Genomic DNA, 24,190 nt, shown 5'->3' on the forward strand with positions numbered 1-24,190 from the left:
ACACCGCATAATCTCATCTCTCTGCTGCTGACAAACACAACGCTTTGTCGCCGGGTCTGAAAGATCCGCAGCAAGCCTTCAAGGGCAGAATTCTTTAACAATCAACAGTCGATAAGTGTGGGCGTTTGATGATGTGCCCGGGGCTTCGGTCCCGACAGCTCAAAATATAGCATCAAACGCTCATAAGAAATAAACGTAACTCTCGCAAGAGGGTTCGTCAGTATTTTGAATGGGCGACCAAGTCAGCAATGACTTTAAACAGAGATTAAACTGAAGAGTTTGATCCTGGCTCAGATTGAACGCTGGCGGCATGCTTTACACATGCAAGTCGAACGGTAACAGGGAGCTTGCTCCGCTGACGAGTGGCGAACGGGTGAGTAATATATCGGAACGTGCCCAAGAGTGGGGGATAACGTAGCGAAAGTTACGCTAATACCGCATACGATCTAAGGATGAAAGCAGGGGACCGCAAGGCCTTGTGCTCCTGGAGCGGCCGATATCTGATTAGCTAGTTGGTGAGGTAAAGGCTCACCAAGGCGACGATCAGTAGCTGGTCTGAGAGGACGACCAGCCACACTGGAACTGAGACACGGTCCAGACTCCTACGGGAGGCAGCAGTGGGGAATTTTGGACAATGGGGGCAACCCTGATCCAGCAATGCCGCGTGAGTGAAGAAGGCCTTCGGGTTGTAAAGCTCTTTTGTCAGGGAAGAAAAGGGTACGGCTAATATCCGTGCCTCATGACGGTACCTGAAGAATAAGCACCGGCTAACTACGTGCCAGCAGCCGCGGTAATACGTAGGGTGCAAGCGTTAATCGGAATTACTGGGCGTAAAGCGTGCGCAGGCGGTTTTGTAAGTCTGTTGTGAAATCCCCGGGCTTAACCTGGGAATGGCAATGGAGACTGCAAGGCTAGAGTTTGGCAGAGGGGGGTAGAATTCCACGTGTAGCAGTGAAATGCGTAGAGATGTGGAGGAACACCGATGGCGAAGGCAGCCCCCTGGGTCAAGACTGACGCTCATGCACGAAAGCGTGGGGAGCAAACAGGATTAGATACCCTGGTAGTCCACGCCCTAAACGATGTCTACTAGTTGTTGGGTCTTAATTGACTTAGTAACGCAGCTAACGCGTGAAGTAGACCGCCTGGGGAGTACGGTCGCAAGATTAAAACTCAAAGGAATTGACGGGGACCCGCACAAGCGGTGGATGATGTGGATTAATTCGATGCAACGCGAAAAACCTTACCTACCCTTGACATGTACGGAATCCCCAAGAGATTGGGGAGTGCTCGAAAGAGAACCGTAACACAGGTGCTGCATGGCTGTCGTCAGCTCGTGTCGTGAGATGTTGGGTTAAGTCCCGCAACGAGCGCAACCCTTGTCATTAGTTGCTACGAAAGAGCACTCTAATGAGACTGCCGGTGACAAACCGGAGGAAGGTGGGGATGACGTCAAGTCCTCATGGCCCTTATGGGTAGGGCTTCACACGTCATACAATGGTACATACAGAGGGCCGCCAACCCGCGAGGGGGAGCTAATCCCAGAAAGTGTATCGTAGTCCGGATTGTAGTCTGCAACTCGACTGCATGAAGTTGGAATCGCTAGTAATCGCGGATCAGCATGTCGCGGTGAATACGTTCCCGGGTCTTGTACACACCGCCCGTCACACCATGGGAGCGGGTTTTACCAGAAGTAGGTAGCTTAACCGCAAGGAGGGCGCTTACCACGGTAGGATTCGTGACTGGGGTGAAGTCGTAACAAGGTAGCCGTATCGGAAGGTGCGGCTGGATCACCTCCTTTCTAGAGTAGGCACGGTTCCTCGGGACCCTTGCTCACCAAACGTCCACACTTATCGACTGTCGAATGAAGAAGAAACAGTAGCACCGCTGGAAGTGTTGTCACTAAGCGCGGGTCTGTAGCTCAGCTGGTTAGAGCACCGTGTTGATAACGCGGGGGTCGTTGGTTCGAGCCCAACCAGACCCACCACGTAGTACCCCAGGGGGATTAGCTCAGCTGGGAGAGCACCTGCTTTGCAAGCAGGGGGTCGTCGGTTCGATCCCGTCATCCTCCACCACGTTTTCGAGATGTCAAATCTAAGTCCCGAGATTTAGATTTGATCTTTTAGAGATCACTGCTGTTTCGTTCTTTAACAATCTGGAAGAAGTAAAGTTTTATTGAATGTGCGAGACATCGCATGTTCAGGGTAGTAATAAAGCTCATCAGAAACACAGTAGTAAATGCTTGATACCGATAGCCGTCAAGGTTATAGGGACAAGTGAATAAGTGCACATGGTGGATGCCTTGGCGATTACAGGCGATGAAGGACGTAGAAGTCTGCGATAAGCTTCGGGGAGCTGACAAACGAGCATTGATCCGAAGATTTCCGAATGGGGAAACCCACCCTTTTAGGGTATCACTCACTGAATACATAGGTGTGTGAGGCGAACGCGGCGAACTGAAACATCTAAGTAGCTGCAGGAAAAGAAATCAACCGAGATTCCCAAAGTAGTGGCGAGCGAAATGGGATGAGCCTGCATATGATAGTCGGACTGGTAGTGGAAGCCTCTGGAAATAGGCGCCATAGTGGGTGATAGCCCCGTACGCGAAACCAGACCGGTGGTACTAAGTATGCGACAAGTAGGGCGGGACACGAGAAATCCTGTCTGAACATGGGGGGACCATCCTCCAAGGCTAAATACTCGTAATCGACCGATAGTGAACCAGTACCGTGAGGGAAAGGCGAAAAGAACCCCGGGAGGGGAGTGAAATAGATCCTGAAACCGTGTGCATACAAACAGTCGGAGCGGACTTGTTCCGTGACGGCGTACCTTTTGTATAATGGGTCAGCGACTTACATTCAGTAGCGAGGTTAACCGAATAGGGGAGCCGCAGAGAAATCGAGTCCGAACAGGGCGCTAGTTGCTGGGTGTAGACCCGAAACCAAGTGATCTATCCATGGCCAGGTTGAAGGTGCGGTAACACGCACTGGAGGACCGAACCCACTAATGTTGAAAAATTAGGGGATGAGCTGTGGATAGGGGTGAAAGGCTAAACAAACTTGGAAATAGCTGGTTCTCTCCGAAAACTATTTAGGTAGTGCCTCAAGTATCACCATCGGGGGTAGAGCACTGTTATGGCTAGGGGGTCATCGCGACTTACCAAACCATTGCAAACTCCGAATACCGATGAGTGCGAGCTTGGGAGACAGACATCGGGTGCTAACGTCCGGTGTCAAGAGGGAAACAACCCAGACCGCCAGCTAAGGTCCCAAAGATTGGCTAAGTGGAAAACGAAGTGGGAAGGCTAAAACAGTCAGGATGTTGGCTTAGAAGCAGCCATCATTTAAAGAAAGCGTAATAGCTCACTGATCGAGTCGTCCTGCGCGGAAGATGTAACGGGGCTAAGCCAGTCACCGAAGCTGCGGATATTTTTCTTGGTATTCATACCTTGATCGATATGGTAGGAGAGCGTTCTGTAAGCCTGCGAAGGTGTCTTGTAAAGGATGCTGGAGGTATCAGAAGTGCGAATGCTGACATGAGTAGCGATAATGCGGGTGAAAAGCCCGCACGCCGTAAGCCCAAGGTTTCCTGTTCAACGTTCATCGGAGCAGGGTGAGTCGGCCCCTAAGGCGAGGCAGAGATGCGTAGCTGATGGGAAGCAGGTTAATATTCCTGCACCGTCGTATGATGCGATGGGGGGACGGATCGCGGAAGGTTGTCTGACTGTTGGAATAGTCAGTTTCTGTTTCATAGAAGGTGCTTAGGCAAATCCGGGCACGTAATTCAAGGGAACGGGACGAGCGGCCAAGTGCTGCGAAGCAATCGGAAGTGGTTCCAAGAAAAGCCTCTAAGCTTCAGTCATACGAGACCGTACCGCAAACCGACACAGGTGGGCGAGATGAGTATTCTAAGGCGCTTGAGAGAACTCGGGAGAAGGAACTCGGCAAATTGGTACCGTAACTTCGGGAAAAGGTACGCCCCGGTAGCTTGAATGGTTTACTCCATGAGGGCGAAAGGGTTGCAATAAAATGGTGGCTGCGACTGTTTAATAAAAACACAGCACTCTGCAAACACGAAAGTGGACGTATAGGGTGTGACGCCTGCCCGGTGCTGGAAGATTAAATGATGGGGTGCAAGCTCTTGATTGAAGTCCCAGTAAACGGCGGCCGTAACTATAACGGTCCTAAGGTAGCGAAATTCCTTGTCGGGTAAGTTCCGACCTGCACGAATGGCGTAACGATGGCCACACTGTCTCCTCCCGAGACTCAGCGAAGTTGAAATGTTTGTGATGATGCAATCTACCCGCGGCTAGACGGAAAGACCCCATGAACCTTTACTGTAGCTTTGCATTGGACTTTGAATCAATCTGTGTAGGATAGGTGGGAGGCTTTGAAGCGGGGACGCCAGTTCTCGTGGAGCCAACCTTGAAATACCACCCTGGTTCATTTGAGGTTCTAACCTTGGTCCGTCATCCGGATCGGGGACAGTGCATGGTAGGCAGTTTGACTGGGGCGGTCTCCTCCTAAAGTGTAACGGAGGAGTTCGAAGGTACGCTAGGTACGGTCGGACATCGTGCTAATAGTGCAATGGCATAAGCGTGCTTAACTGCGAGACCGACAAGTCGAGCAGGTACGAAAGTAGGACATAGTGATCCGGTGGTTCTGTATGGAAGGGCCATCGCTCAACGGATAAAAGGTACTCTGGGGATAACAGGCTGATTCCTCCCAAGAGTTCATATCGACGGGGGAGTTTGGCACCTCGATGTCGGCTCATCACATCCTGGGGCTGTAGCCGGTCCCAAGGGTATGGCTGTTCGCCATTTAAAGTGGTACGTGAGCTGGGTTTAAAACGTCGTGAGACAGTTTGGTCCCTATCTGCCGTGGGCGTTGGAAATTTGAAGGGGGCTGCTCCTAGTACGAGAGGACCGGAGTGGACGAACCTCTGGTGTACCGGTTGTCACGCCAGTGGCATTGCCGGGTAGCTAAGTTCGGAAGAGATAACCGCTGAAAGCATCTAAGCGGGAAACTTGCCTTGAGATGAGATTTCCCAGAGCCTTGAGCTCTTTGAAGGGTCGTTCGAGACCAGGACGTTGATAGGTCAGGTGTGGAAGTGCAGTAATGCATTAAGCTAACTGATACTAATTGCCCGTAAGGCTTGTCCCTATAACCTTGACGGTTATGGAGCATTTGCCTGTGTTTGACGATGCAGCTTGAACTACCCTGACTTTACTTCTTCCAGATTAGTAGCTGCGCTGCCCGACAGGGAGCGACGCTACGTACAAGTCATGCCTGATGACCATAGCAAGTCGGTCCCACCCCTTCCCATCCCGAACAGGACCGTGAAACGACTTTGCGCCGATGATAGTGCTGCAACCAGTGTGAAAGTAGGTTATCGTCAGGCTGTTATATAGAAAAACCCCCGTCCAGTGATCTGGTCGGGGGTTTTTTGCTTTGGATGGTCGAAGCTTGGATGGTCGAAACGCATGGGAAAACCGGTCTCAGACACCTTTTTCTTTTAGAAAAAAGTGTCTGACACCGGCACTCAGGCACCGAGAAATGGCAAACCAGTAGACTCAACACGGCTGAAATACATACAAAAACCAGTGGCAGGCTCCGGTTTTTCGGATGTATTGCAAGTCAATCGCAGCCGCCCGCGATGTTGCAGTAACTTTCTGTCATCGCCACGTCACGCGGGCTCCGTAAACTGCGGCTCTTTCCATTCGAAGAGGTCCGCATGAAGCTCCCACGTTTATCCATGTTGTCGCTTGCCGTTGCATTGTCTGCTTGCGGCGGTGGCGACGATACGCCCGCTGTTACCGCCCCGGCCAAAACCCAGGTCAGTGGTGTGTTCCTGGATGGTGCAGTGGAAGGAATGGAATACGTGGCCGGCGCCGCGGCACGTGCGACGACGGGTAGCAAGGGCGAGTTCAGTTGCGCCGAAGGCGATATGGTCAGCTTTGCGATGGGCGGCATTTCGCTCGGTAGTGCGGCATGTGCAGCGACGGTCACGCCACTGCAGCTGGCGGGCACCACGGACGTAAAGGACCTAAAGGTCGTCAACCGCCTGCTCGCGCTGCAGCTGCTCGATGACGATAGCGACCCATCGAACGGCATCCGCATCACGGCAGGCACCCGCGCCGCCCTGGCCGGCAAGGCCCTCGACTTCAATGCTGCCACGAGCAATTTCAATCCGGCCTTGGCATCCGCGTTGGCTGTCGCCGGCAGCAGCTATGGCGCGCGAACGGTGGACGACACGCGCCGCATGCTGGTCCGCGAGCATTTTGAAAATACGCTGGCGTCCAGGCTCAACACGCCAGCCGTCGAAAAATTCACGCAGGGTGTAGTCGACGTCAGTGCCACCCGCTACCAGATCCAGGCGGACAGCAAGTTCTACATTCCCTACGAAGGCAGCAATGCCAAGGTCAGGGAAGACTTCCCGCTGGGCTTTTTGCCTTCGTATGGTTCCGGGCTGGCGTTCAAGGGCGTCAACGCCAGCGGCGACCTGGAGTTCTACGGCCTGACCGACCGCGGCCCGAACGGCGATGGCCCCAACGTGCCTTCGCTCAGCGGTTCCGGCACAACCGGCAGCAAGATTTTTCCGTCACCGGGTTTCACGCCGTCGATCGGCCTGATCACCGTCGGCAAGGCAGGAGCGGTGTTGAACGCCATCGTGCCGATCAAGGCTTCGGCCACCGCCAGCAGCACCGGCTTGCCAATTCCCGAAGGTTCGCTCGGCAACTCCGCCGAGGTACCGGTCATGGATGCGATGCGATACGACGCGGCCGGCAAGGCAGTCTTCAGCGCGAATGGGCTGGACAGCGAAGCGATCGTTTTCGACAGGAAGCGTAACGCGTTGTGGATCTCGGACGAATACGGCCCGTTCATCGTGAAGGTCGACGCGGCCACCGGCATCATCCAGAACAGATATGCGGCCGGCACCGGCCTGCCGAAGATTTTTGCCAAGCGCCGCGCGAACCGCGGCATGGAAGGCCTCACGCTGGATACCGCCGCGGACAAGCTGCACGGTTTCCTGCAAAGTCCGCTGGCGGATGGCAGCGCGTTCTATTCGACGACCGGCAAGAGCGAGCAGGTCGAACGCTTTGCCCGCTTCACGCGATGGATCGAGTTCGATCCCGCCAGCGGCGCCACGACGAAAATGTATGCCTATCCCATCAGCGCGGCTGATTACCAGGATGGCCGCACCGGCAATGCGAAGCTGGGCGACGTGGTCGCGCTGGGCAATGGCAAGTTCATCGTCATCGAGCAGGGCGCCGACCCGGCGGGGAAGGTGTTCAACAAGCTGATGCTGGTTGAAATCGGCGGTGCCACCGATATTTCCGCCGTGGCGTTCAACGCCGACACGGCCGATCTCGAAAAGAGCTCGATGGCTGGCGCGGCCGTCAACGGGGCGGACTGGTCGAAGGTGGTACCGCTGAAGAAGACACTGCTGCTCGACCTGAACGCCATCGGCTGGCTGGCAGAGAAGGCGGAAGGGCTGACGCTCGTCGACGCCAATACGCTCGCGATCGCCAATGACAACGACTTCGGCCTGAAGACCAAGGTATTCGCGCCTTCCGGCGAGGCGGTGGCGGATGCCGACGTTACCAAGTGCAATGCCGATGCCGCCGGCACGATCGTCACCGGTAGCGCGCCTGGTTGCAATGCAGTCAATACGATCCGCGTTGCGCGCGGCACGGATGCGGAACGGCCGAGCCGCCTGTGGCTCCTGAAGTTCGGCAAGGCGCTCAGCAGTTACTGAGGCTTCGCCGGTCATTGACCAAGGCAGTTGCTGATCGTGTGCGCCCCTCCTGCCGGATCGAAGATAATCCCGGCTGGATTGACGATCATCCGGCAGGAGGCCAGCATGGGGGCGGAGTACGACACGATGGAGGTGAAGGGCGGCCGTTCCGTCAAGATGTGGACGCGCGGCGTACCGGTGGAGCCGGAGGCGAAGGATCAGCTGGCGAACACGGCGAAGATGCCCTTCATTTACAGGCACATCGCCGTGATGCCCGACGTCCACCTGGGCAAGGGCTCGACGATCGGCAGCGTGATCCCCACGCTCGGTGCGGTGATCCCCGCAGCCGTGGGTGTGGACATCGGCTGCGGCATGATGGCCGCCAAGACGACATTGTCCGCCAACGACCTGCCCGATAACCTCGGTCCGCTGCGCAGCGCGATCGAAAAAGCCATCCCGCACGGCCTGTCGCCGAGGACGCGCGGCTTCAAGGGGCGTGATGCCGGTTCGTGGCAGGACCCGCCTTCCGCCGTCGACGCGGCCTGGTCGCAGCTGAAGAGCGAGTTCGATGTCATCTGCCTCAAGACGCCGAAACTGCGGCACACCAACAACTACAAGCACCTGGGCACGCTCGGTACCGGCAATCACTTCATCGAAGTCTGCCTCGACGAGGAAAAAGCCGTCTGGCTGATGCTCCACTCCGGCTCGCGCGGCGTGGGCAATGCGATCGGCACATACTTCATCGAACTGGCGCAGCAGGACATGCGCACGCACCTGGCCAACCTGCCGGATCGCGACCTGGCATACCTGAAGGAAGGCACGCAGCATTACGACGATTACATGGAAGCGGTGGGCTGGGCACAGAAGTTTGCCCGCATGAACCGCGAAGTGATGATGCAAAACCTGGTCAAGGCTGTCCGCACCGTCATCAGGAAGCCGTTCGAGACGCACGTGGAAGCCGTGAACTGCCATCACAACTACGTGCAGAAGGAGCGTCATTTCGGCCGGGATGTGCTGGTCACGCGCAAAGGCGCCGTGTCGGCAAAGGCAGGAGAGCTTGGCATCATTCCCGGCTCGATGGGCGCGCGCAGCTACATCGTGCGTGGCAAAGGCAACGAGGAAAGCTTCACCAGCTGCAGCCACGGCGCCGGCCGTGCGATGAGCCGCAGCGAGGCCAGGCGCCGTTTCACACGCGAAGACCAGGTGCGCGCCACGCAGGGCGTGGAATGCCGCAAGGACGACGGCGTGGTCGATGAAATCCCGATGGCCTACAAGGACATCGACGCCGTGATGCATGCACAGCGCGAGCTGGTCGAAGTAGTGCATACATTGAAGCAGGTCGTCTGTGTCAAAGGTTAACCTCGGGTGGCCGCGAGGCTGGCCGCGGAATCGAGAAAAGGGCTGATGCGATGATCGAGCTCGATGGCTCAACTGGAGAAGGCGGCGGGCAGATCCTGCGCTCGTCGCTGACGCTGTCGATGATCACGGGGCAGCCGTTCCGGATCCGGAACATCCGCGCCAACCGTGCGAAGCCAGGCTTGATGCGGCAGCACCTGATGGCCGTGCGGGCCGCGGCCGCGGTATGCGGCGCGGATGTTACCCACGCCGAGCTGGGCTCGACCGGGCTGACCTTCAACCCGCGCTGCATCAAGGGCGGCGTGTACGAATTCGACATCGGAACCGCCGGCAGCGCGACGCTCGTGCTGCAGACATTGATACCGGCGCTGCTCCATGCAGATGTGCCATCGGTGGTGAAGGTTGGCGGCGGTACGCACAACCCCAAGGCGCCACCCGCGCACTTCATCGAACATGCCTACGTGCGCATGTTAGAGGCGATGGGCGCGCAGGTCGACTTCGAGTTGAAGCGCTTCGGTTTTCATCCGAATGGCGGCGGGGAAGTATGCGCCGCCATCTGGCCGTGTGCCCGCCTGCGGCAGTTGCACCTGCCCGAACGGGGCGTGCTGCGCGAGGCGCGTGCCGAAGCCTTCGTGGCCGCGATTCCGCTGTCGGTTGCCCAGCGCGAGCTGGCGTGCATCGGCAAGGCGCTGCACTGGCGCGACGACCAGCTGTCTTCGCATCCGCTGTCGAACGACCAGGGGCCCGGCAACGCGGTGCTGATCGTGCTGGAGAGCGAACACGCGACGGAGGTATTTTCGTCGGTGGGCGAGAAGCGCCGGCGCGCCGAAGACGTGGCCGGCGACGCGGTGCTGGAGGCAAGGCGTTACCTGGTATCCGGTGCCGCGGTGGGCGAACACCTTGGCGACCAGCTGATGCTGCCGCTCGCACTGGCTGGCGGCGGCAGCTATACGGTCGATCACGTTTCGCAGCATGCGATCACGAATGCCCAGGTAATCGCGCAATTCCTGCCGGTGCACGTGACGTTCGAGGCGGGGGGGCGGTACAGCCTGTGCACGATTGCCGCCCGTGCCCGATGACGGCGTCGCCGCGCGGGCATTCATGATCGCCCGCGAATATCGTCCCAGGTCAGGTCATGGCGGGCCAGGTATTTCCTGAGCCGGTCCGCATCGTTCGGTTTCGCCTTCTCCGCGCGGGACACGGCAAAGAGCTTGCGTCCTGCGTCGGACAGGCTGTCGCATCCGGAACATGCCTGCACCACTGCCTGCAGTTGCACCTTGTCGAACAGGTCCAGCTGCGCGGCCCGCTCCGTGCCGAGCAGCGCATCGAGATCGACCGGAGCGCGATCCGGGGTGCCCGGCTCGCGCCAGAGATGACGCAGCCGGCCGATCTCGGCATCGGCCACCGGCGTGGTGATGCGGCCGGCTTCGGCCAGCGTGGCCATGCGCGTTATCGATGCATGGAGATCGCGGAAATTGCCTTTCCAGCGGGCGCCGGCCGATGTGGCGAAGCGCAGGAATGCTGCGCGCGACTCCTTGTTGAAGCGGGCCACGTAGCCGATTTCGCCACTGGCCTGCTCCAGCAGGTAATCGAGGTTCGGTTCGATGTCCTCCGGCCGTTCGGCCAGGCTGGGCAGGAAATAGGTCCACAGGTTGATGCGGGCGAACAGGTCTTCGCGGAAGCGCCCGGCCGTTACTTCGCGCGCCAGGTCGCGGTTGGTGCCGGCAATGAGCTGGAAATCGCTTTGCACTTCGAGATCGCCGCCCATCGGCAGGAAGCGTTTTTCCTCGACCGCCTTCAGCAGCATGGCCTGTTCGTCCAGCCCAAGCTCGCCTATTTCGTCGAGAAAGAGCAGACCCTTGTGCGCGGTGCGCAGCAATCCCGGCCGCTCGGCTGCCGCGCCGGTAAAGGCACCCTTCACGTGGCCGAACAGTGTCGACGCGGCGCCATCGCCGTGCAGGGTGGCACAGTTGATTTCCACGAAGCGGCCGTTCAACTGGTGGCGGGTCTTTTTCAGCTCGAAGATCCGCCGCGCCAGGAACGATTTGCCGGCGCCGGTCGGCCCCATCAACAGCATCGGCGCACGGGAACGCGCCGCCACATGTTCGATCTCTTCGATCATCAAATTGAAGCGCGCGTTGCGGGTGGCGATGCCGGACTTCAGCAGGGCCACGCCTTCGGTGCGGGCATGCGAGAAGCGCTGGGCGATCAGGTCGTAGCGCGACAGGTCAAGGTCGATCAGCGTGTAATTGCCCGGGCTGCCGTGACCCTGCCGGCGTGGCGGTGAGGACTGCAGCAGGCAACCGGGGAAGTAACGCGCCTCGGTCATCAGGAACAGGCAGATCTGGACCACGTGCGTGCCGGTGGTGATATGGATCCAGTAATCCTCGTTGTCCGTATCGAACGGGTACTCCCGGGCGAAATCGAACAGGCAGCCATACACATCCTCGAAATCCCATGCATCGCGCAGGGGCAGCTCATGCACGCGCACGGTGGTGTCCGGCGACACGGCGGCAATGTCTTCCTTCAACTGGCGTGCCAGCGCCTGCGCCGGTGAGCTGTACAGCAAATCGAACCGGTCGACGACCAGGTCTTCATGCTGGGCAAGCGCGACGCTGGGCCGCCACTTTTCCCAGCGCGCGCTGCCATGGCCGCCATCGAGTTGCGTTCCCAGGAAGCCGATGATGACGCGTTTTTTCATTTGGATAAATTTTTATATCAAAAGATAAATAGTAGCAATTTCGGTTCGGAGCGAAAATAAAAATCCGTATGAAAATCAGTTATTTGCTTGTTTTCTTGGTTCTGGCATGCCGATTGCTCAATAAGATCTGGAAGGCAGGCCGCCGTGGCTTGCCGCCAAGGGGAAATATCATGAGTTGGGTGATCAGTGTGACCAGCAGCAAGCTGGATCGGCAATCGCCCTGGCTGTCGTTAAACGGCCGGGGCATGAACGGCGGCGCATGGCGCTTCCATGCGCACGACCCGCGCCGGCAAGGGCAGGTGCTTGCCGAACTCTGTGCACCGAACGACCCCGCAAAACCACAGGACAAACAATGAAAAGCCAACAGTACGAACAGATGGATGTGGCGGGCGGCAGCCCGGTCAAGATGTGGACGCAAGGCGTGCCGGTGGAACAGGCGGCGCGCGAGCAGCTCGCCAACACCGCGAAAATGCCGTTCATCTACAAGCACATTGCCGTCATGCCGGACGTCCACCTGGGCAAGGGTTCGACGATCGGCAGCGTGGTGCCAACGCTCGGCGCGATCATTCCGGCCGCGGTCGGCGTCGACATCGGCTGCGGCATGATGGCGGCGAAGACCACGCTGAACGCCCGCGATCTGCCGGACAATCTGGGACCGCTGCGCAGCGCGATCGAGAAGGCCATCCCGCACGGCATGTCGCCAAAAACGCGCGGCTACCGCGGACGCGATGCCGGTTCCTGGCATGACGCGCCCTCGGCGGTCGATACGGCCTGGTTGCAGCTGAAGGATGAATTCGACGTGATCTGCCAGAAAACGCCAAGGCTGAAGAACACGAACAATCACCGCCACCTGGGAACGCTGGGCAGCGGCAATCACTTCATCGAGGTGTGCCTGGATGAAGAAGGCGCCGTCTGGTTCATGCTGCATTCCGGTTCGCGCGGCGTGGGAAATGCGATCGGCACGCACTTCATCGAACTGGCGCAGCAGGACATGCGCACGCACATGTCGAACCTGCCCGACAGCGATCTTGCCTACCTGCGCGAAGGTACCAGCCACTATGACGATTACGTGGAAGCGGTAGGCTGGGCGCAGAAGTTCGCCCGGATGAACCGCGAGGTGATGATGCATAACCTGATCGCCGCGGTACGCACGGTGATCGCGAAGCCGTTCGAAACGCACGTGGAAGCGGTCAACTGCCACCACAATTACGTGCAGAAGGAAACCCACTTCGGCAAGGAGGTGCTGGTAACGCGCAAAGGCGCCGTATCCGCGCGGGCGGGCGAACTCGGTATCATTCCGGGCTCGATGGGAGCGCGCAGCTTTATCGTAAGGGGCAAAGGCAACGAGGAGAGCTTCCACAGCTGCAGCCATGGTGCCGGCCGCACGATGAGCCGCAACGAAGCGAAGCGGCGCTTCACGCTGGCGGACCAGGAACAGGCCACCAAAGGCGTGGAATGCCGGAAGGACAGCGGCGTGATCGACGAGATCCCGATGGCATACAAGGATATCGATGCGGTGATGCGGGCGCAGAGCGAGCTCGTGGACGTGGTGCACACGCTGAAACAGGTTGTCTGTGTCAAAGGCTGACAGATCAAGGGATGGAGCGATGATTGAAATCGATGGTTCGCTGGGCGAAGGTGGCGGCCAGATCGTGCGCAGCGCACTGACGCTGTCCATGGTGACCGGGCAGCCGTTCCGGATCCGGAACATTCGTGCGGGCCGCCCGAAGCCCGGGTTGATGCGCCAGCATCTGGCGGCGGTCATTGCCGCCGCCGCGGTGTCCGGTGCCGAAACCGGCCCGGTCGCGGCAGGCGACAGCGAGCTGCAGTTCGTGCCCCGGCAGCTGCGCGGCGGCGATTATGAATTCGCGATCGGCAGCGCGGGAAGCAGCTCGCTCGTGCTGCAGACGCTGGTGCCGGCGCTGCTGCATGCAAACGCTCCGTCGAGCATCACGATCACCGGCGGTACCCACAATCCAATGGCGCCGCCGGTGGAATTCCTGCAGCGCGCCTATCGGCCGGTGCTGGAAAAGATGGGCGCGCGGTTCGATATCGAGTTGCGGCGGCACGGTTTCTATCCGGCCGGTGGCGGCGTGGTCGCTGCCCGGATACAGCCGGTTGGCACGTGGCAGGTGCTGGATCTGTTGAGCCGCGGCGATCGCACGGCCGGGTATGCGGAGAGCGTGATCGCCGGTGTCCACCGAAGCGTGCTGACGCGCGAGCTGGACTGTGTGCGCACCGCGATGGGATGGGCCGACGAACAGATGAAGGCCGTGTCCCTGCCGGACAGCCATGGCCCGGGCAATGTACTGCTGCTGACCGTCGAGCATGAACACGTCAGCGAAGTATTCATGGCCGTCGGCGAAAAAATGGTCCGCGCCGAGGCGGTGGCGAAGCGCGTCGTGCAGGATACGCGCCGCTATCTTGCTTCCGGCGCCGCGGTCGGCGAATACCTGGGCGACCAGCTGATGTTGCCGATGGCGCTTGCCGGCGGCGGCAGTTTCAGTGTCGAGCGGGTGTCGCAGCATGCCCGCACCAACGCGCAGGTCATCAGCCTGTTCCTGCCGGTCGCGTTCCGCTTCGAACAGCGCGACCGCCACGCCATCTGCATGGTGGAGCGGCGCACATGACGTGGCGCTGGTATCAGAACAGATACTGCGCGCTGAACCCCGCCTGCCAGTTGCGCCCGGGCGCGGCTTCATAGTAACGCTTGTTCGTGTCGCCAACGATCACCGAACCCACGTACGTCTTGTCGAGCAGGTTGTTCAGGCGAACGAACTCCTTCAGCCGCCAGCCGCCGATCGGCTGCATCGCGGTGAACCGCAGGTTGAGCAGGCCATATCCCGGCGCCGCCTTTTCCCGGTTCGTGTCTTCCGCATAGACCTTGCCGTTGGCGAGCGCCTCCAGCGCGGCGCCGTATCGGCCGCCGTCATCTTTCCACGCCACTTCGCCGTAAGCGGTGGCGCGTGCCACGCCGGGCAGCCGGCTGCCCTCGGCGACATTGCCGAAGGCCTGGTCATAAACGGCGCGCAAGCCGGTCAGCGCGGCGCGGGTCGTGACGCCACCCTTCCACGAGGAGTCGACCGATACCTCGATTCCCTGGCGCAGGGTCTTGCTGGCGTTGCGGTAGCTTGTGCGGCCGCCGCTGGACGCGTCGACCACCACTTCATCGCGCGTGCGCACTTCGAACAGCGCGGCATCCACGCGCGTGTTGCCGGCCAGCCGGATCTTCGTGCCCGCTTCCAGGTGGGTGCTGCGCGCGGGGCGCAGGTTGTAGTTGAAGCCGCCCGCCGTGCCGGAGTAGAACAATTCGTTCAGCGTCGGCGTTTCGAAGCCGCGTGCCGCGCTGACATAGATGTTCAGGTCGGGCGTCAGCTTGTACAGCGCGCCCAGCACCGGCGTGGTACGGGTGAAAGTCAGGTCGCCGCTGTCGTTGCCGTTAATGAGGAAGCGGTCGTCGACCTCGACCTTTATACGGCTGTGCCGCACGCCCGCGGTGAGACGCCAGGCACCGCTCTGCCATTCCGTCTGCACATAGGGATCGACGCTGGAAACCACATCTTCCTCGTCGCGCCGCAGCGCGCCTTTTACACCGAGCTGGGTACCGGCGAAGTTCTCGTAGCCTTTGCGATCATCTGTCGAGCTGTCGGCATCCAGGCCGACCGTGGTGCGCAGCACGCCGCCATCGAAGCGGCGCACATCCGTCCAGTTGATCGCCGCGCCGTAGAAGTCGCGGTCGAAGTCGATCACGCCGCCGGAATGCGTCGCAGGGGCCTGGAAGCCCCGCGAGAACGCCTGGTACTGCACCACTTCGCGATTGCCGCCGTAAGCCATCAGGTGCAGGCGGTTTTCGCCGAAATAAATATCGTAGCTGGCGCCGGCCTGCTGATGGTCGATGCTCTTGCGCGTGTTGTAGCGGTCCGCGTAGGTGCGCTTTGCCGCCTCCGTATCGGTGGGATCGGTCTCGCCGGCGCGCGGGTCGCGCTCGTAGGTGGCCCACTGTACGCCGAGCGGATCCTGCGTGTCCTTCTGGCGCAGGCTGCTGGCCACCAGGGTCAGCTTGCTGCGGGAGTCAGGGGCGACGGTCAATTTCGCAAACTGCTGGTCGCGGCGCGCTGCGCTGTGGTCGCGGTACCCATCGGTGTCGAAGCGTGAGATATCGACGACATAGCCGATCTTGCCGTCGCGGCCCTGCGTGCTCAGGTCCACCTTGCGCTGGCCATCGCTGCCTGCCATCACCGATGCCTCAACCGATGCCGGCTCCCGGCCTTCTTCGGTAAACAGCTGTACCACGCCACCGGAGTGGTTGCCGTATAGCGCGGAGAACGGGCCGCGCAGCACCTCGATGCGCTGGGCGCGGTCCAGGTTGAACGTGGCCGCCTGGCCCTGGCCATCCGGCATCGTTGCCGGAATGCCGTCGGCAATCAGGCGAACGCCGCGCACGCCGAAGGCGGAGCGGGCACCGAAACCTCGCGATGAAATCTGCAGGTCTTGCGCATAGTTCTGGCGGTTCTGCACCACCAGGCCCGGGACTGCAACAAGAGACTCGGACGCATTGACGCGCAGTTGCCCGTCGCGGATGCGGTCGGCATCGATCACGTCGATCGCAGCCGGCAATTCGAAACTGGCATGCTCGATACGGCTGGCGGTGATGACAACCACATCGGTCAACGGCTGGGCCGCAGTGGCGGTGGAATAGGCCGCGCAGAGAGCGGCGGCAATCTTCAATAAAGTGGGAGGGCGCATGGATGAGTTCGCAAAGGTTGGCAAATAATATACCTTGCCGATGAAAAATGCGTCGCTGGGCTTGTGGCGCGGTTCGCCGTTTGCTATAGTCTTGTCCCTGCCGCAACGCAGACGTGAAAACGAAACGATGCGACAGGCAAGTTTGGATCGCTGATGCAACATTGCGATACAAACCCAGGGGTTGACGAGCTGCACGAAACACCGCATAATCTCATCTCTCTGCTGCTGACAAACACAACGATTTGTCGCCGGGTCTGCAAGATCCGCAGCAAGCCTTCAAGGGCAGAATTCTTTAACAATCAACAGTCGATAAGTGTGGGCGTTTGATGATGTGCCCGGGACTTCGGTCCCGACAGCTCAAAATATAGCATCAAACGCTCATAAGAAATAAACGTAACCTTCGCAAGAGGGTTCGTCAGTATTTTGAATGGGCGACCAAGTCAGCAATGACTTTAAACAGAGATTAAACTGAAGAGTTTGATCCTGGCTCAGATTGAACGCTGGCGGCATGCTTTACACATGCAAGTCGAACGGTAACAGGGAGCTTGCTCCGCTGACGAGTGGCGAACGGGTGAGTAATATATCGGAACGTGCCCAAGAGTGGGGGATAACGTAGCGAAAGTTACGCTAATACCGCATACGATCTATGGATGAAAGCAGGGGACCGCAAGGCCTTGTGCTCCTGGAGCGGCCGATATCTGATTAGCTAGTTGGTGAGGTAAAGGCTCACCAAGGCGACGATCAGTAGCTGGTCTGAGAGGACGACCAGCCACACTGGAACTGAGACACGGTCCAGACTCCTACGGGAGGCAGCAGTGGGGAATTTTGGACAATGGGGGCAACCCTGATCCAGCAATGCCGCGTGAGTGAAGAAGGCCTTCGGGTTGTAAAGCTCTTTTGTCAGGGAAGAAAAGGGTACGGCTAATATCCGTGCCTCATGACGGTACCTGAAGAATAAGCACCGGCTAACTACGTGCCAGCAGCCGCGGTAATACGTAGGGTGCAAGCGTTAATCGGAATTACTGGGCGTAAAGCGTGCGCAGGCGGTTTTGTAAGTCTGTTGTGAAATCCCCGGGCTTAACCTGGGAATGGCAATGGAGACTGCAAGGCTAGAGTTTGGCAGAGGGGGGTAGAATTCCACGTGTAGCAGTGAAATGCGTAGAGATGTGGAGGAACACCGATGGCGAAGGCAGCCCCCTGGGTCAAGACTGACGCTCATGCACGAAAGCGTGGGGAGCAAACAGGATTAGATACCCTGGTAGTCCACGCCCTAAACGATGTCTACTAGTTGTTGGGTCTTAATTGACTTAGTAACGCAGCTAACGCGTGAAGTAGACCGCCTGGGGAGTACGGTCGCAAGATTAAAACTCAAAGGAATTGACGGGGACCCGCACAAGCGGTGGATGATGTGGATTAATTCGATGCAACGCGAAAAACCTTACCTACCCTTGACATGTACGGAATCCCGGAGAGATTTGGGAGTGCTCGAAAGAGAACCGTAACACAGGTGCTGCATGGCTGTCGTCAGCTCGTGTCGTGAGATGTTGGGTTAAGTCCCGCAACGAGCGCAACCCTTGTCATTAGTTGCTACGAAAGAGCACTCTAATGAGACTGCCGGTGACAAACCGGAGGAAGGTGGGGATGACGTCAAGTCCTCATGGCCCTTATGGGTAGGGCTTCACACGTCATACAATGGTACATACAGAGGGCCGCCAACCCGCGAGGGGGAGCTAATCCCAGAAAGTGTATCGTAGTCCGGATTGTAGTCTGCAACTCGACTGCATGAAGTTGGAATCGCTAGTAATCGCGGATCAGCATGTCGCGGTGAATACGTTCCCGGGTCTTGTACACACCGCCCGTCACACCATGGGAGCGGGTTTTACCAGAAGTAGGTAGCTTAACCGCAAGGAGGGCGCTTACCACGGTAGGATTCGTGACTGGGGTGAAGTCGTAACAAGGTAGCCGTATCGGAAGGTGCGGCTGGATCACCTCCTTTCTAGAGTAGGCACGGTTCTTCGGAATCCTTGCTCACCAAACGTCCACACTTATCGACTGTCGAATGAAGAAGAAACAGTAGTACCGCAATCGTGTTGTAGCGCGGGTCTGTAGCTCAGCTGGTTAGAGCACCGTGTTGATAACGCGGGGGTCGTTGGTTCGAGCCCAACCAGACCCACCACGTAGTACCCCCAGGGGGATTAGCTCAGCTGGGAGAGCACCTGCTTTGCAAGCAGGGGGTCGTCGGTTCGATCCCGTCATCCTCCACCAAAAGTTTAAACGTAAGTGCGTGTATATCGCCTTTAGGTTTAGTCTTTTAGAGACTACTGCTGTTTCGTTCTTTAACAATCTGGAAGAAGTAAAGTTTTATTGAACGTGCGAGACATCGCATGTTCAGGGTAGTAATAAAGCTCATCAAAAACACAGTAGTAAATGCTTGATACCGATAGCCGTCAAGGTTATAGGGACAAGTGAATAAGTGCACATGGTGGATGCCTTGGCGATTACAGGCGATGAAGGACGTAGAAGTCTGCGATAAGCTTCGGGGAGCTGACAAACGAGCATTGATCCGAAGATTTCCGAATGGGGAAACCCACCCTTTCAGGGTATCACTCACTGAATACATAGGTGTGTGAGGCGAACGCGGCGAACTGAAACATCTAAGTAGCTGCAGGAAAAGAAATCAACCGAGATTCCCAAAGTAGTGGCGAGCGAAATGGGATGAGCCTGCATATGATAGTCGGACTGGTAGTGGAAGCCTCTGGAAATAGGCGCCATAGTGGGTGATAGCCCCGTACGCGAAATCAGACCGGTGGTACTAAGTATGCGACAAGTAGGGCGGGACACGAGAAATCCTGTCTGAACATGGGGGGACCATCCTCCAAGGCTAAATACTCGTAATCGACCGATAGTGAACCAGTACCGTGAGGGAAAGGCGAAAAGAACCCCGGGAGGGGAGTGAAATAGATCCTGAAACCGTGTGCATACAAACAGTCGGAGCGGACTTGTTCCGTGACGGCGTACCTTTTGTATAATGGGTCAGCGACTTACATTCAGTAGCGAGGTTAACCGAATAGGGGAGCCGCAGAGAAATCGAGTCCGAACAGGGCGTTAGTTGCTGGGTGTAGACCCGAAACCAAGTGATCTATCCATGGCCAGGTTGAAGGTGCGGTAACACGCACTGGAGGACCGAACCCACTAATGTTGAAAAATTAGGGGATGAGCTGTGGATAGGGGTGAAAGGCTAAACAAACTTGGAAATAGCTGGTTCTCTCCGAAAACTATTTAGGTAGTGCCTCAAGTATCACCATCGGGGGTAGAGCACTGTTATGGCTAGGGGGTCATCGCGACTTACCAAACCATTGCAAACTCCGAATACCGATGAGTGCGAGCTTGGGAGACAGACATCGGGTGCTAACGTCCGGTGTCAAGAGGGAAACAACCCAGACCGCCAGCTAAGGTCCCAAAGATTGGCTAAGTGGAAAACGAAGTGGGAAGGCTAAAACAGTCAGGATGTTGGCTTAGAAGCAGCCATCATTTAAAGAAAGCGTAATAGCTCACTGATCGAGTCGTCCTGCGCGGAAGATGTAACGGGGCTAAGCCAGTCACCGAAGCTGCGGATATCCGCAAGGATATGGTAGGAGAGCGTTCTGTAAGCCTGCGAAGGTGTCTTGTAAAGGATGCTGGAGGTATCAGAAGTGCGAATGCTGACATGAGTAGCGATAATGCGGGTGAAAAGCCCGCACGCCGTAAGCCCAAGGTTTCCTGTTCAACGTTCATCGGAGCAGGGTGAGTCGGCCCCTAAGGCGAGGCAGAGATGCGTAGCTGATGGGAAGCAGGTTAATATTCCTGCACCGTCGTATGATGCGATGGGGGACGGATCGCGGAAGGTTGTCTGACTGTTGGAATAGTCAGTTTCTGTTTCATAGAAGGTGCTTAGGCAAATCCGGGCACATAATTCAAGGGAATGGGACGAGCGGCCATGTGCTGCGAAGCAATCGGAAGTGGTTCCAAGAAAAGCCTCTAAGCTTCAGTCATACGAGACCGTACCGCAAACCGACACAGGTGGGCGAGATGAGTATTCTAAGGCGCTTGAGAGAACTCGGGAGAAGGAACTCGGCAAATTGGTACCGTAACTTCGGGAAAAGGTACGCCCCGGTAGCTTGAATGGTTTACTCCATGAGGGTGAAAGGGTTGCAATAAAATGGTGGCTGCGACTGTTTAATAAAAACACAGCACTCTGCAAACACGAAAGTGGACGTATAGGGTGTGACGCCTGCCCGGTGCTGGAAGATTAAATGATGGGGTGCAAGCTCTTGATTGAAGTCCCAGTAAACGGCGGCCGTAACTATAACGGTCCTAAGGTAGCGAAATTCCTTGTCGGGTAAGTTCCGACCTGCACGAATGGCGTAACGATGGCCACACTGTCTCCTCCCGAGACTCAGCGAAGTTGAAATGTTTGTGATGATGCAATCTACCCGCGGCTAGACGGAAAGACCCCATGAACCTTTACTGTAGCTTTGCATTGGACTTTGAATCAATCTGTGTAGGATAGGTGGGAGGCTTTGAAGCGGGGACGCCAGTTCTCGTGGAGCCAACCTTGAAATACCACCCTGGTTCATTTGAGGTTCTAACCTTGGTCCGTTATCCGGATCGGGGACAGTGCATGGTAGGCAGTTTGACTGGGGCGGTCTCCTCCTAAAGTGTAACGGAGGAGTTCGAAGGTACGCTAGGTACGGTCGGACATCGTGCTAATAGTGCAATGGCATAAGCGTGCTTAACTGCGAGACCGACAAGTCGAGCAGGTACGAAAGTAGGACATAGTGATCCGGTGGTTCTGTATGGAAGGGCCATCGCTCAACGGATAAAAGGTACTCTGGGGATAACAGGCTGATTCCTCCCAAGAGTTCATATCGACGGGGGAGTTTGGCACCTCGATGTCGGCTCATCACATCCTGGGGCTGTAGCCGGTCCCAAGGGTATGGCTGTTCGCCATTTAAAGTGGTACGTGAGCTGGGTTTAAAACGTCGTGAGACAGTTTGGTCCCTATCTGCCGTGGGCGTTGGAAATTTGAAGGGGGCTGCTCCTAGTACGAGAGGACCGGAGTGGACGAACCTCTGGTGTACCGGTTGTCACGCCAGTGGCATTGCCGGGTAGCTAAGTTCGGAAGAGATAACCGCTGAAAGCATCTAAGCGGGAAACTTGCCTTGAGATGAGATTTCCCAGAGCCTTGAGCTCTTTGAAGGGTCGTTCGAGACCAGGACGTTGATAGGTCAGGTGTGGAAGTGCAGTAATGCATTAAGCTAACTGATACTAATTGCCCGTAAGGCTTGTCCCTATAACCTTGACGGTTATGGAGCATTTGCCTGTGTTTGACGATGCAGCTTGAACTACCCTAACTTTACTTCTTCCAGATTAGTAGCTGCGCTGCCCAGCAGGGAGCGACGCTACGTACAAGTCATGCCTGATGACCATAGCAAGTCGGTCCCACCCCTTCCCATCCCGAACAGGACCGTGAAACGACTTTGCGCCGATGATAGTGCTGCAACCAGTGTGAAAGTAGGTTATCGTCAGGCTGTTATATAGAGAAACCCCCACCAGATGAATCTGGTGGGGGTTTTTTGCTTTGGAGCGCTGCTTCAGCAGGGCGCTGCGGACTGGGCGCCAGGTCCCGAGCCGTCGTCACGCCGGCCATTGGCCGACGTGACACTTTGCGCCGATTGCTCCGTCTGGCATTGCCAGACGTCGCTACTGCAACCAGTGTGAAAGTGGGTTCAATCAGGCTGTTATATAGAAAAACCCCCGTCCAGTGATCTGGCGGGGTTTTTTTGCTTTGCGTGGCAGAAACGCATGGGAAAACCGGTGTCAGACACCTTTTTCCTGCAGAAAAAAGTGTCTGACACCAATGCTCAGCGGCCAGTGGTCAGCTTTGTAGTCGTGCTTTTCAATATGCCAGGGCGTGGTTAGCGTGTGCTGGTGTTTTTTTACTTTGGTGCGCGGCCTCAGCCAAGTACTGCCGGAAAACAAAAGCCCGCTCAAGGCGGGCTTTCAAGCGGAGCGTCCGGGGATCAGAACCGGTAAGCCAGCTTCACCACGCCGTAATCCACGCCGCTGTTCGGCTTCTTGATGCTGCCGTTCGAGAAATGCTGCATCTTCACCGCGACTTCCCAGTTCTTGTTGAACACATAGCCGATGCCGATGTGGTCGCCGAACTGGAACGCGGTCGACAGCCGGTCGTCGTTGTTGTTATAGGTTTCGGACATCAGGTGCGCACCGATGCCGATCTCGGCATACAAGCCCAGCTTGCTCTTGTTTTCAAAGCGGAACACCGGCGTGAAGCCGATATCGCCGATGTGCTGCTTGTCGCCCGGAACGTTGTTGTACTGGCGGCCTTGCCAGTAACCGACACTGGCATCCCAGTAACCGGTCAGGTGCGTGTTGCCCGAATCGAACCAGCTCCAGTTCGGATTCCAGTCCTTGGTGACGCCAACGCGGGCCATGCGGATTTTCGACGCCGTGGCAGCTTCGCCATAAACGCCATCCACCAGTTGGCCATCGGCCGCGAATGCGACCTGCGCCGCCATCAGTGCGGCCACGGCCGCGATCAATTTTTTCATGTTCCTGTTCTCTCAAGTGACATGCTGTATACATAAACGATACGGCAATCCGGCTATTGTAGCGGGCTCGGCAGATTTAAGCTGAAGGCTGTCCAACGGTAAAATCAGTGCCATAACAACATTACGGAGCGCAAACAAAGTGGGATTCTTGACGAAAATTACTTTTCTGGGTATCGGCTTGATGGGGGAGCCGATGGTTCGACGGCTGCTCGGCGCAGGCTTGCCCGTCCATGCGTGGAATCGTACGTTCAGCAAGGCGGAGCGCCTCGCGCCGCACGGTGCCATTGCGGTAGCCAATATCGAGGATGCCGTACGCGATGCGGATATTGTCATTTCGATGCTGGAAGCCGGTCCGGTGGTCGGCGCCGTCATCGATGCGGCGTTGCCATCGCTGCGGCAGGGTACCTTGTGGATCGACATGAGCTCCACCCGCCAATCGGAAGCCCAGGCATTCCACGCCCGGCTGCAGACCGCCGGCTGCCGCTTTGTCGACGCGCCGGTATCCGGCGGCGTCGGGGGCGCGCAAGCGGGAACGCTGGCGATCATGGCTGGAGGAAGCGAGGCCGATGTCGATGATGCCCGCCCCGTGTTCGAAGCGATGGGCCGTGTCACCCGTGTCGGCCCCGCCGGTGCCGGCCAGGTTGCCAAGCTGTGCAATCAGCTGATCGTCGGCGGCACGATCAATATCGTCGCGGAGGCGTTGCTGCTGGCCCAGGCCGCCGGTGCCGATCCCGCCGCCGTGCGCGCGGCGATCCGTGGCGGTTTTGCCGAAAGCCGCATCCTCGAGGTGCATGGCCAGCGCATGCTCGACAGGAATTTCCTGCCCGGCGGCCAGGTCGCGACGCAATTGAAGGACCAGCACAATATCCTGGCCGCCGCGGCTGCGGCAGGGGTCGCTTTGCCTGTCACCAGCCTGGTGACGGAGCGTTACGAGTCGATCGGGGATGTGTATCCGCAGGCCGATCACTCGGCCGCGCTGCTCGCACTGGAACAGATGAATCCGGGCCAGCGCGTGGGCGGGGCGCCGGACCAGTTGCCATAA

General features: G+C 57.8%; 10 protein-coding genes, 4 tRNA genes and 6 rRNA genes. 17 read left to right on the plus strand and 3 right to left on the minus strand.

Translation table 11 applies throughout. From position 1 onward, the window contains the following. The first annotated feature begins 267 nt into the window (after positions 1 to 267). The 8 genes from GJV26_RS15115 (at position 268) to rtcA (GJV26_RS15150) (ending at position 10,169) form a co-directional block, all read left to right on the plus strand. A 16S ribosomal RNA gene (locus GJV26_RS15115) occupies positions 268 to 1,798 on the plus strand. 109 nt (positions 1,799 to 1,907) lie between these two features. Continuing rightward, positions 1,908 to 1,984 (plus strand) — tRNA-Ile (locus GJV26_RS15120). 12 nt (positions 1,985 to 1,996) lie between these two features. After that, positions 1,997 to 2,072 (plus strand) — tRNA-Ala (locus tag GJV26_RS15125). A gap of 195 nt (positions 2,073 to 2,267) precedes the next feature. Further along, positions 2,268 to 5,159: ribosomal RNA gene (locus tag GJV26_RS15130) — 23S ribosomal RNA — on the plus strand. A 125-nt stretch (positions 5,160 to 5,284) separates the two neighbouring features. Next, positions 5,285 to 5,397, plus strand: a 5S ribosomal RNA gene (gene rrf, locus GJV26_RS15135). Together the 16S, 23S and 5S rRNA genes with 2 tRNA genes alongside form the textbook arrangement of a ribosomal RNA operon. 471 nt (positions 5,398 to 5,868) lie before the next feature. Next, positions 5,869 to 7,755 (plus strand): esterase-like activity of phytase family protein, encoded by a 1,887-nt coding sequence (locus GJV26_RS15140; protein ID WP_308807655.1) that lies wholly within the window; start codon positions 5,869 to 5,871, stop codon positions 7,753 to 7,755. A 105-nt stretch (positions 7,756 to 7,860) separates the two neighbouring features. Further along, positions 7,861 to 9,093 carry an RtcB family protein gene (locus GJV26_RS15145; protein WP_155709557.1) on the plus strand — a complete coding sequence of 411 codons (1,233 nt, stop codon included), beginning with the start codon at positions 7,861 to 7,863 and terminating at the stop codon, positions 9,091 to 9,093. Positions 9,094 to 9,143: 50 nt separating this feature from the next. Next, a complete protein-coding gene (gene rtcA, locus GJV26_RS15150; protein WP_155709558.1) occupies positions 9,144 to 10,169 on the plus strand; it encodes an RNA 3'-terminal phosphate cyclase in 1,026 nt (341 codons plus the stop codon). 20 nt (positions 10,170 to 10,189) lie between these two features. Here the strand turns inward: rtcA (GJV26_RS15150) and rtcR are convergent, their stop codons facing one another. Continuing rightward, entirely contained in the window at positions 10,190 to 11,791 is a 1,602-nt protein-coding gene (gene rtcR, locus GJV26_RS15155) for an RNA repair transcriptional activator RtcR (protein WP_155709559.1), read from the minus strand. 68 nt (positions 11,792 to 11,859) lie between these two features. On the opposite strand from rtcR, the gene GJV26_RS15160 reads away from it, so the two are divergent. From GJV26_RS15160 to rtcA (GJV26_RS15170), 3 genes are read left to right on the plus strand one after another with little or no spacing between them, the layout of a single operon-like run. After that, on the plus strand, positions 11,860 to 12,147 hold the full coding sequence (locus GJV26_RS15160; RefSeq protein WP_155709560.1) for a hypothetical protein: 288 nt from the start codon (positions 11,860 to 11,862) through the stop codon (positions 12,145 to 12,147). Then, the gene (locus GJV26_RS15165) at positions 12,144 to 13,379 is read left to right on the plus strand and encodes an RtcB family protein (protein WP_155709561.1); all 1,236 of its coding nucleotides are present in this window, start codon (positions 12,144 to 12,146) and stop codon (positions 13,377 to 13,379) included. Before GJV26_RS15160 ends, GJV26_RS15165 begins: the two co-directional genes overlap by 4 nt. A 19-nt stretch (positions 13,380 to 13,398) precedes the next feature. Beyond that, the gene (rtcA, locus tag GJV26_RS15170) at positions 13,399 to 14,421 is read left to right on the plus strand and encodes an RNA 3'-terminal phosphate cyclase (protein WP_155709562.1); all 1,023 of its coding nucleotides are present in this window, start codon (positions 13,399 to 13,401) and stop codon (positions 14,419 to 14,421) included. 13 nt (positions 14,422 to 14,434) lie between these two features. Here rtcA (GJV26_RS15170) and GJV26_RS15175 read toward each other — a convergent pair whose 3' ends face one another. After that, positions 14,435 to 16,537, minus strand: a complete 2,103-nt coding sequence (locus tag GJV26_RS15175; protein WP_155709563.1) for a TonB-dependent receptor family protein — start codon at positions 16,535 to 16,537, stop codon at positions 14,435 to 14,437. A gap of 465 nt (positions 16,538 to 17,002) precedes the next feature. Between GJV26_RS15175 and GJV26_RS15180 the strand changes: the two genes are divergently transcribed. The 5 genes from GJV26_RS15180 (at position 17,003) to rrf (GJV26_RS15200) (ending at position 22,107) form a co-directional block, all read left to right on the plus strand. Then, a 16S ribosomal RNA gene (locus GJV26_RS15180) occupies positions 17,003 to 18,533 on the plus strand. Between the two features lie 103 nt (positions 18,534 to 18,636). Continuing rightward, positions 18,637 to 18,713, plus strand: a tRNA-Ile gene (locus tag GJV26_RS15185). Between the two features lie 13 nt (positions 18,714 to 18,726). Further along, positions 18,727 to 18,802, plus strand: a tRNA-Ala gene (locus GJV26_RS15190). A gap of 194 nt (positions 18,803 to 18,996) precedes the next feature. Beyond that, positions 18,997 to 21,869 (plus strand): 23S ribosomal RNA (locus GJV26_RS15195). A gap of 125 nt (positions 21,870 to 21,994) precedes the next feature. After that, positions 21,995 to 22,107 (plus strand): 5S ribosomal RNA (gene rrf, locus GJV26_RS15200). Between the two features lie 492 nt (positions 22,108 to 22,599). Here the strand turns inward: rrf (GJV26_RS15200) and GJV26_RS15205 are convergent. Continuing rightward, positions 22,600 to 23,148, minus strand: coding sequence for an acyloxyacyl hydrolase (locus GJV26_RS15205; protein ID WP_155709564.1), 549 nt, complete (start codon positions 23,146 to 23,148; stop codon positions 22,600 to 22,602). Positions 23,149 to 23,296: 148 nt separating this feature from the next. Here GJV26_RS15205 and GJV26_RS15210 point away from each other — a divergent pair, with 148 nt between their 5' ends. Next, positions 23,297 to 24,190: an NAD(P)-dependent oxidoreductase gene (locus GJV26_RS15210; RefSeq protein ID WP_260114802.1), complete on the plus strand. Its 894-nt coding sequence runs from the start codon at positions 23,297 to 23,299 to the stop codon at positions 24,188 to 24,190.

It is taken from the genome of Pseudoduganella dura (genome assembly GCF_009727155.1).
In the GTDB taxonomy this organism is placed as follows: Bacteria; Pseudomonadota; Gammaproteobacteria; order Burkholderiales; family Burkholderiaceae_D; genus Rugamonas; species Rugamonas dura.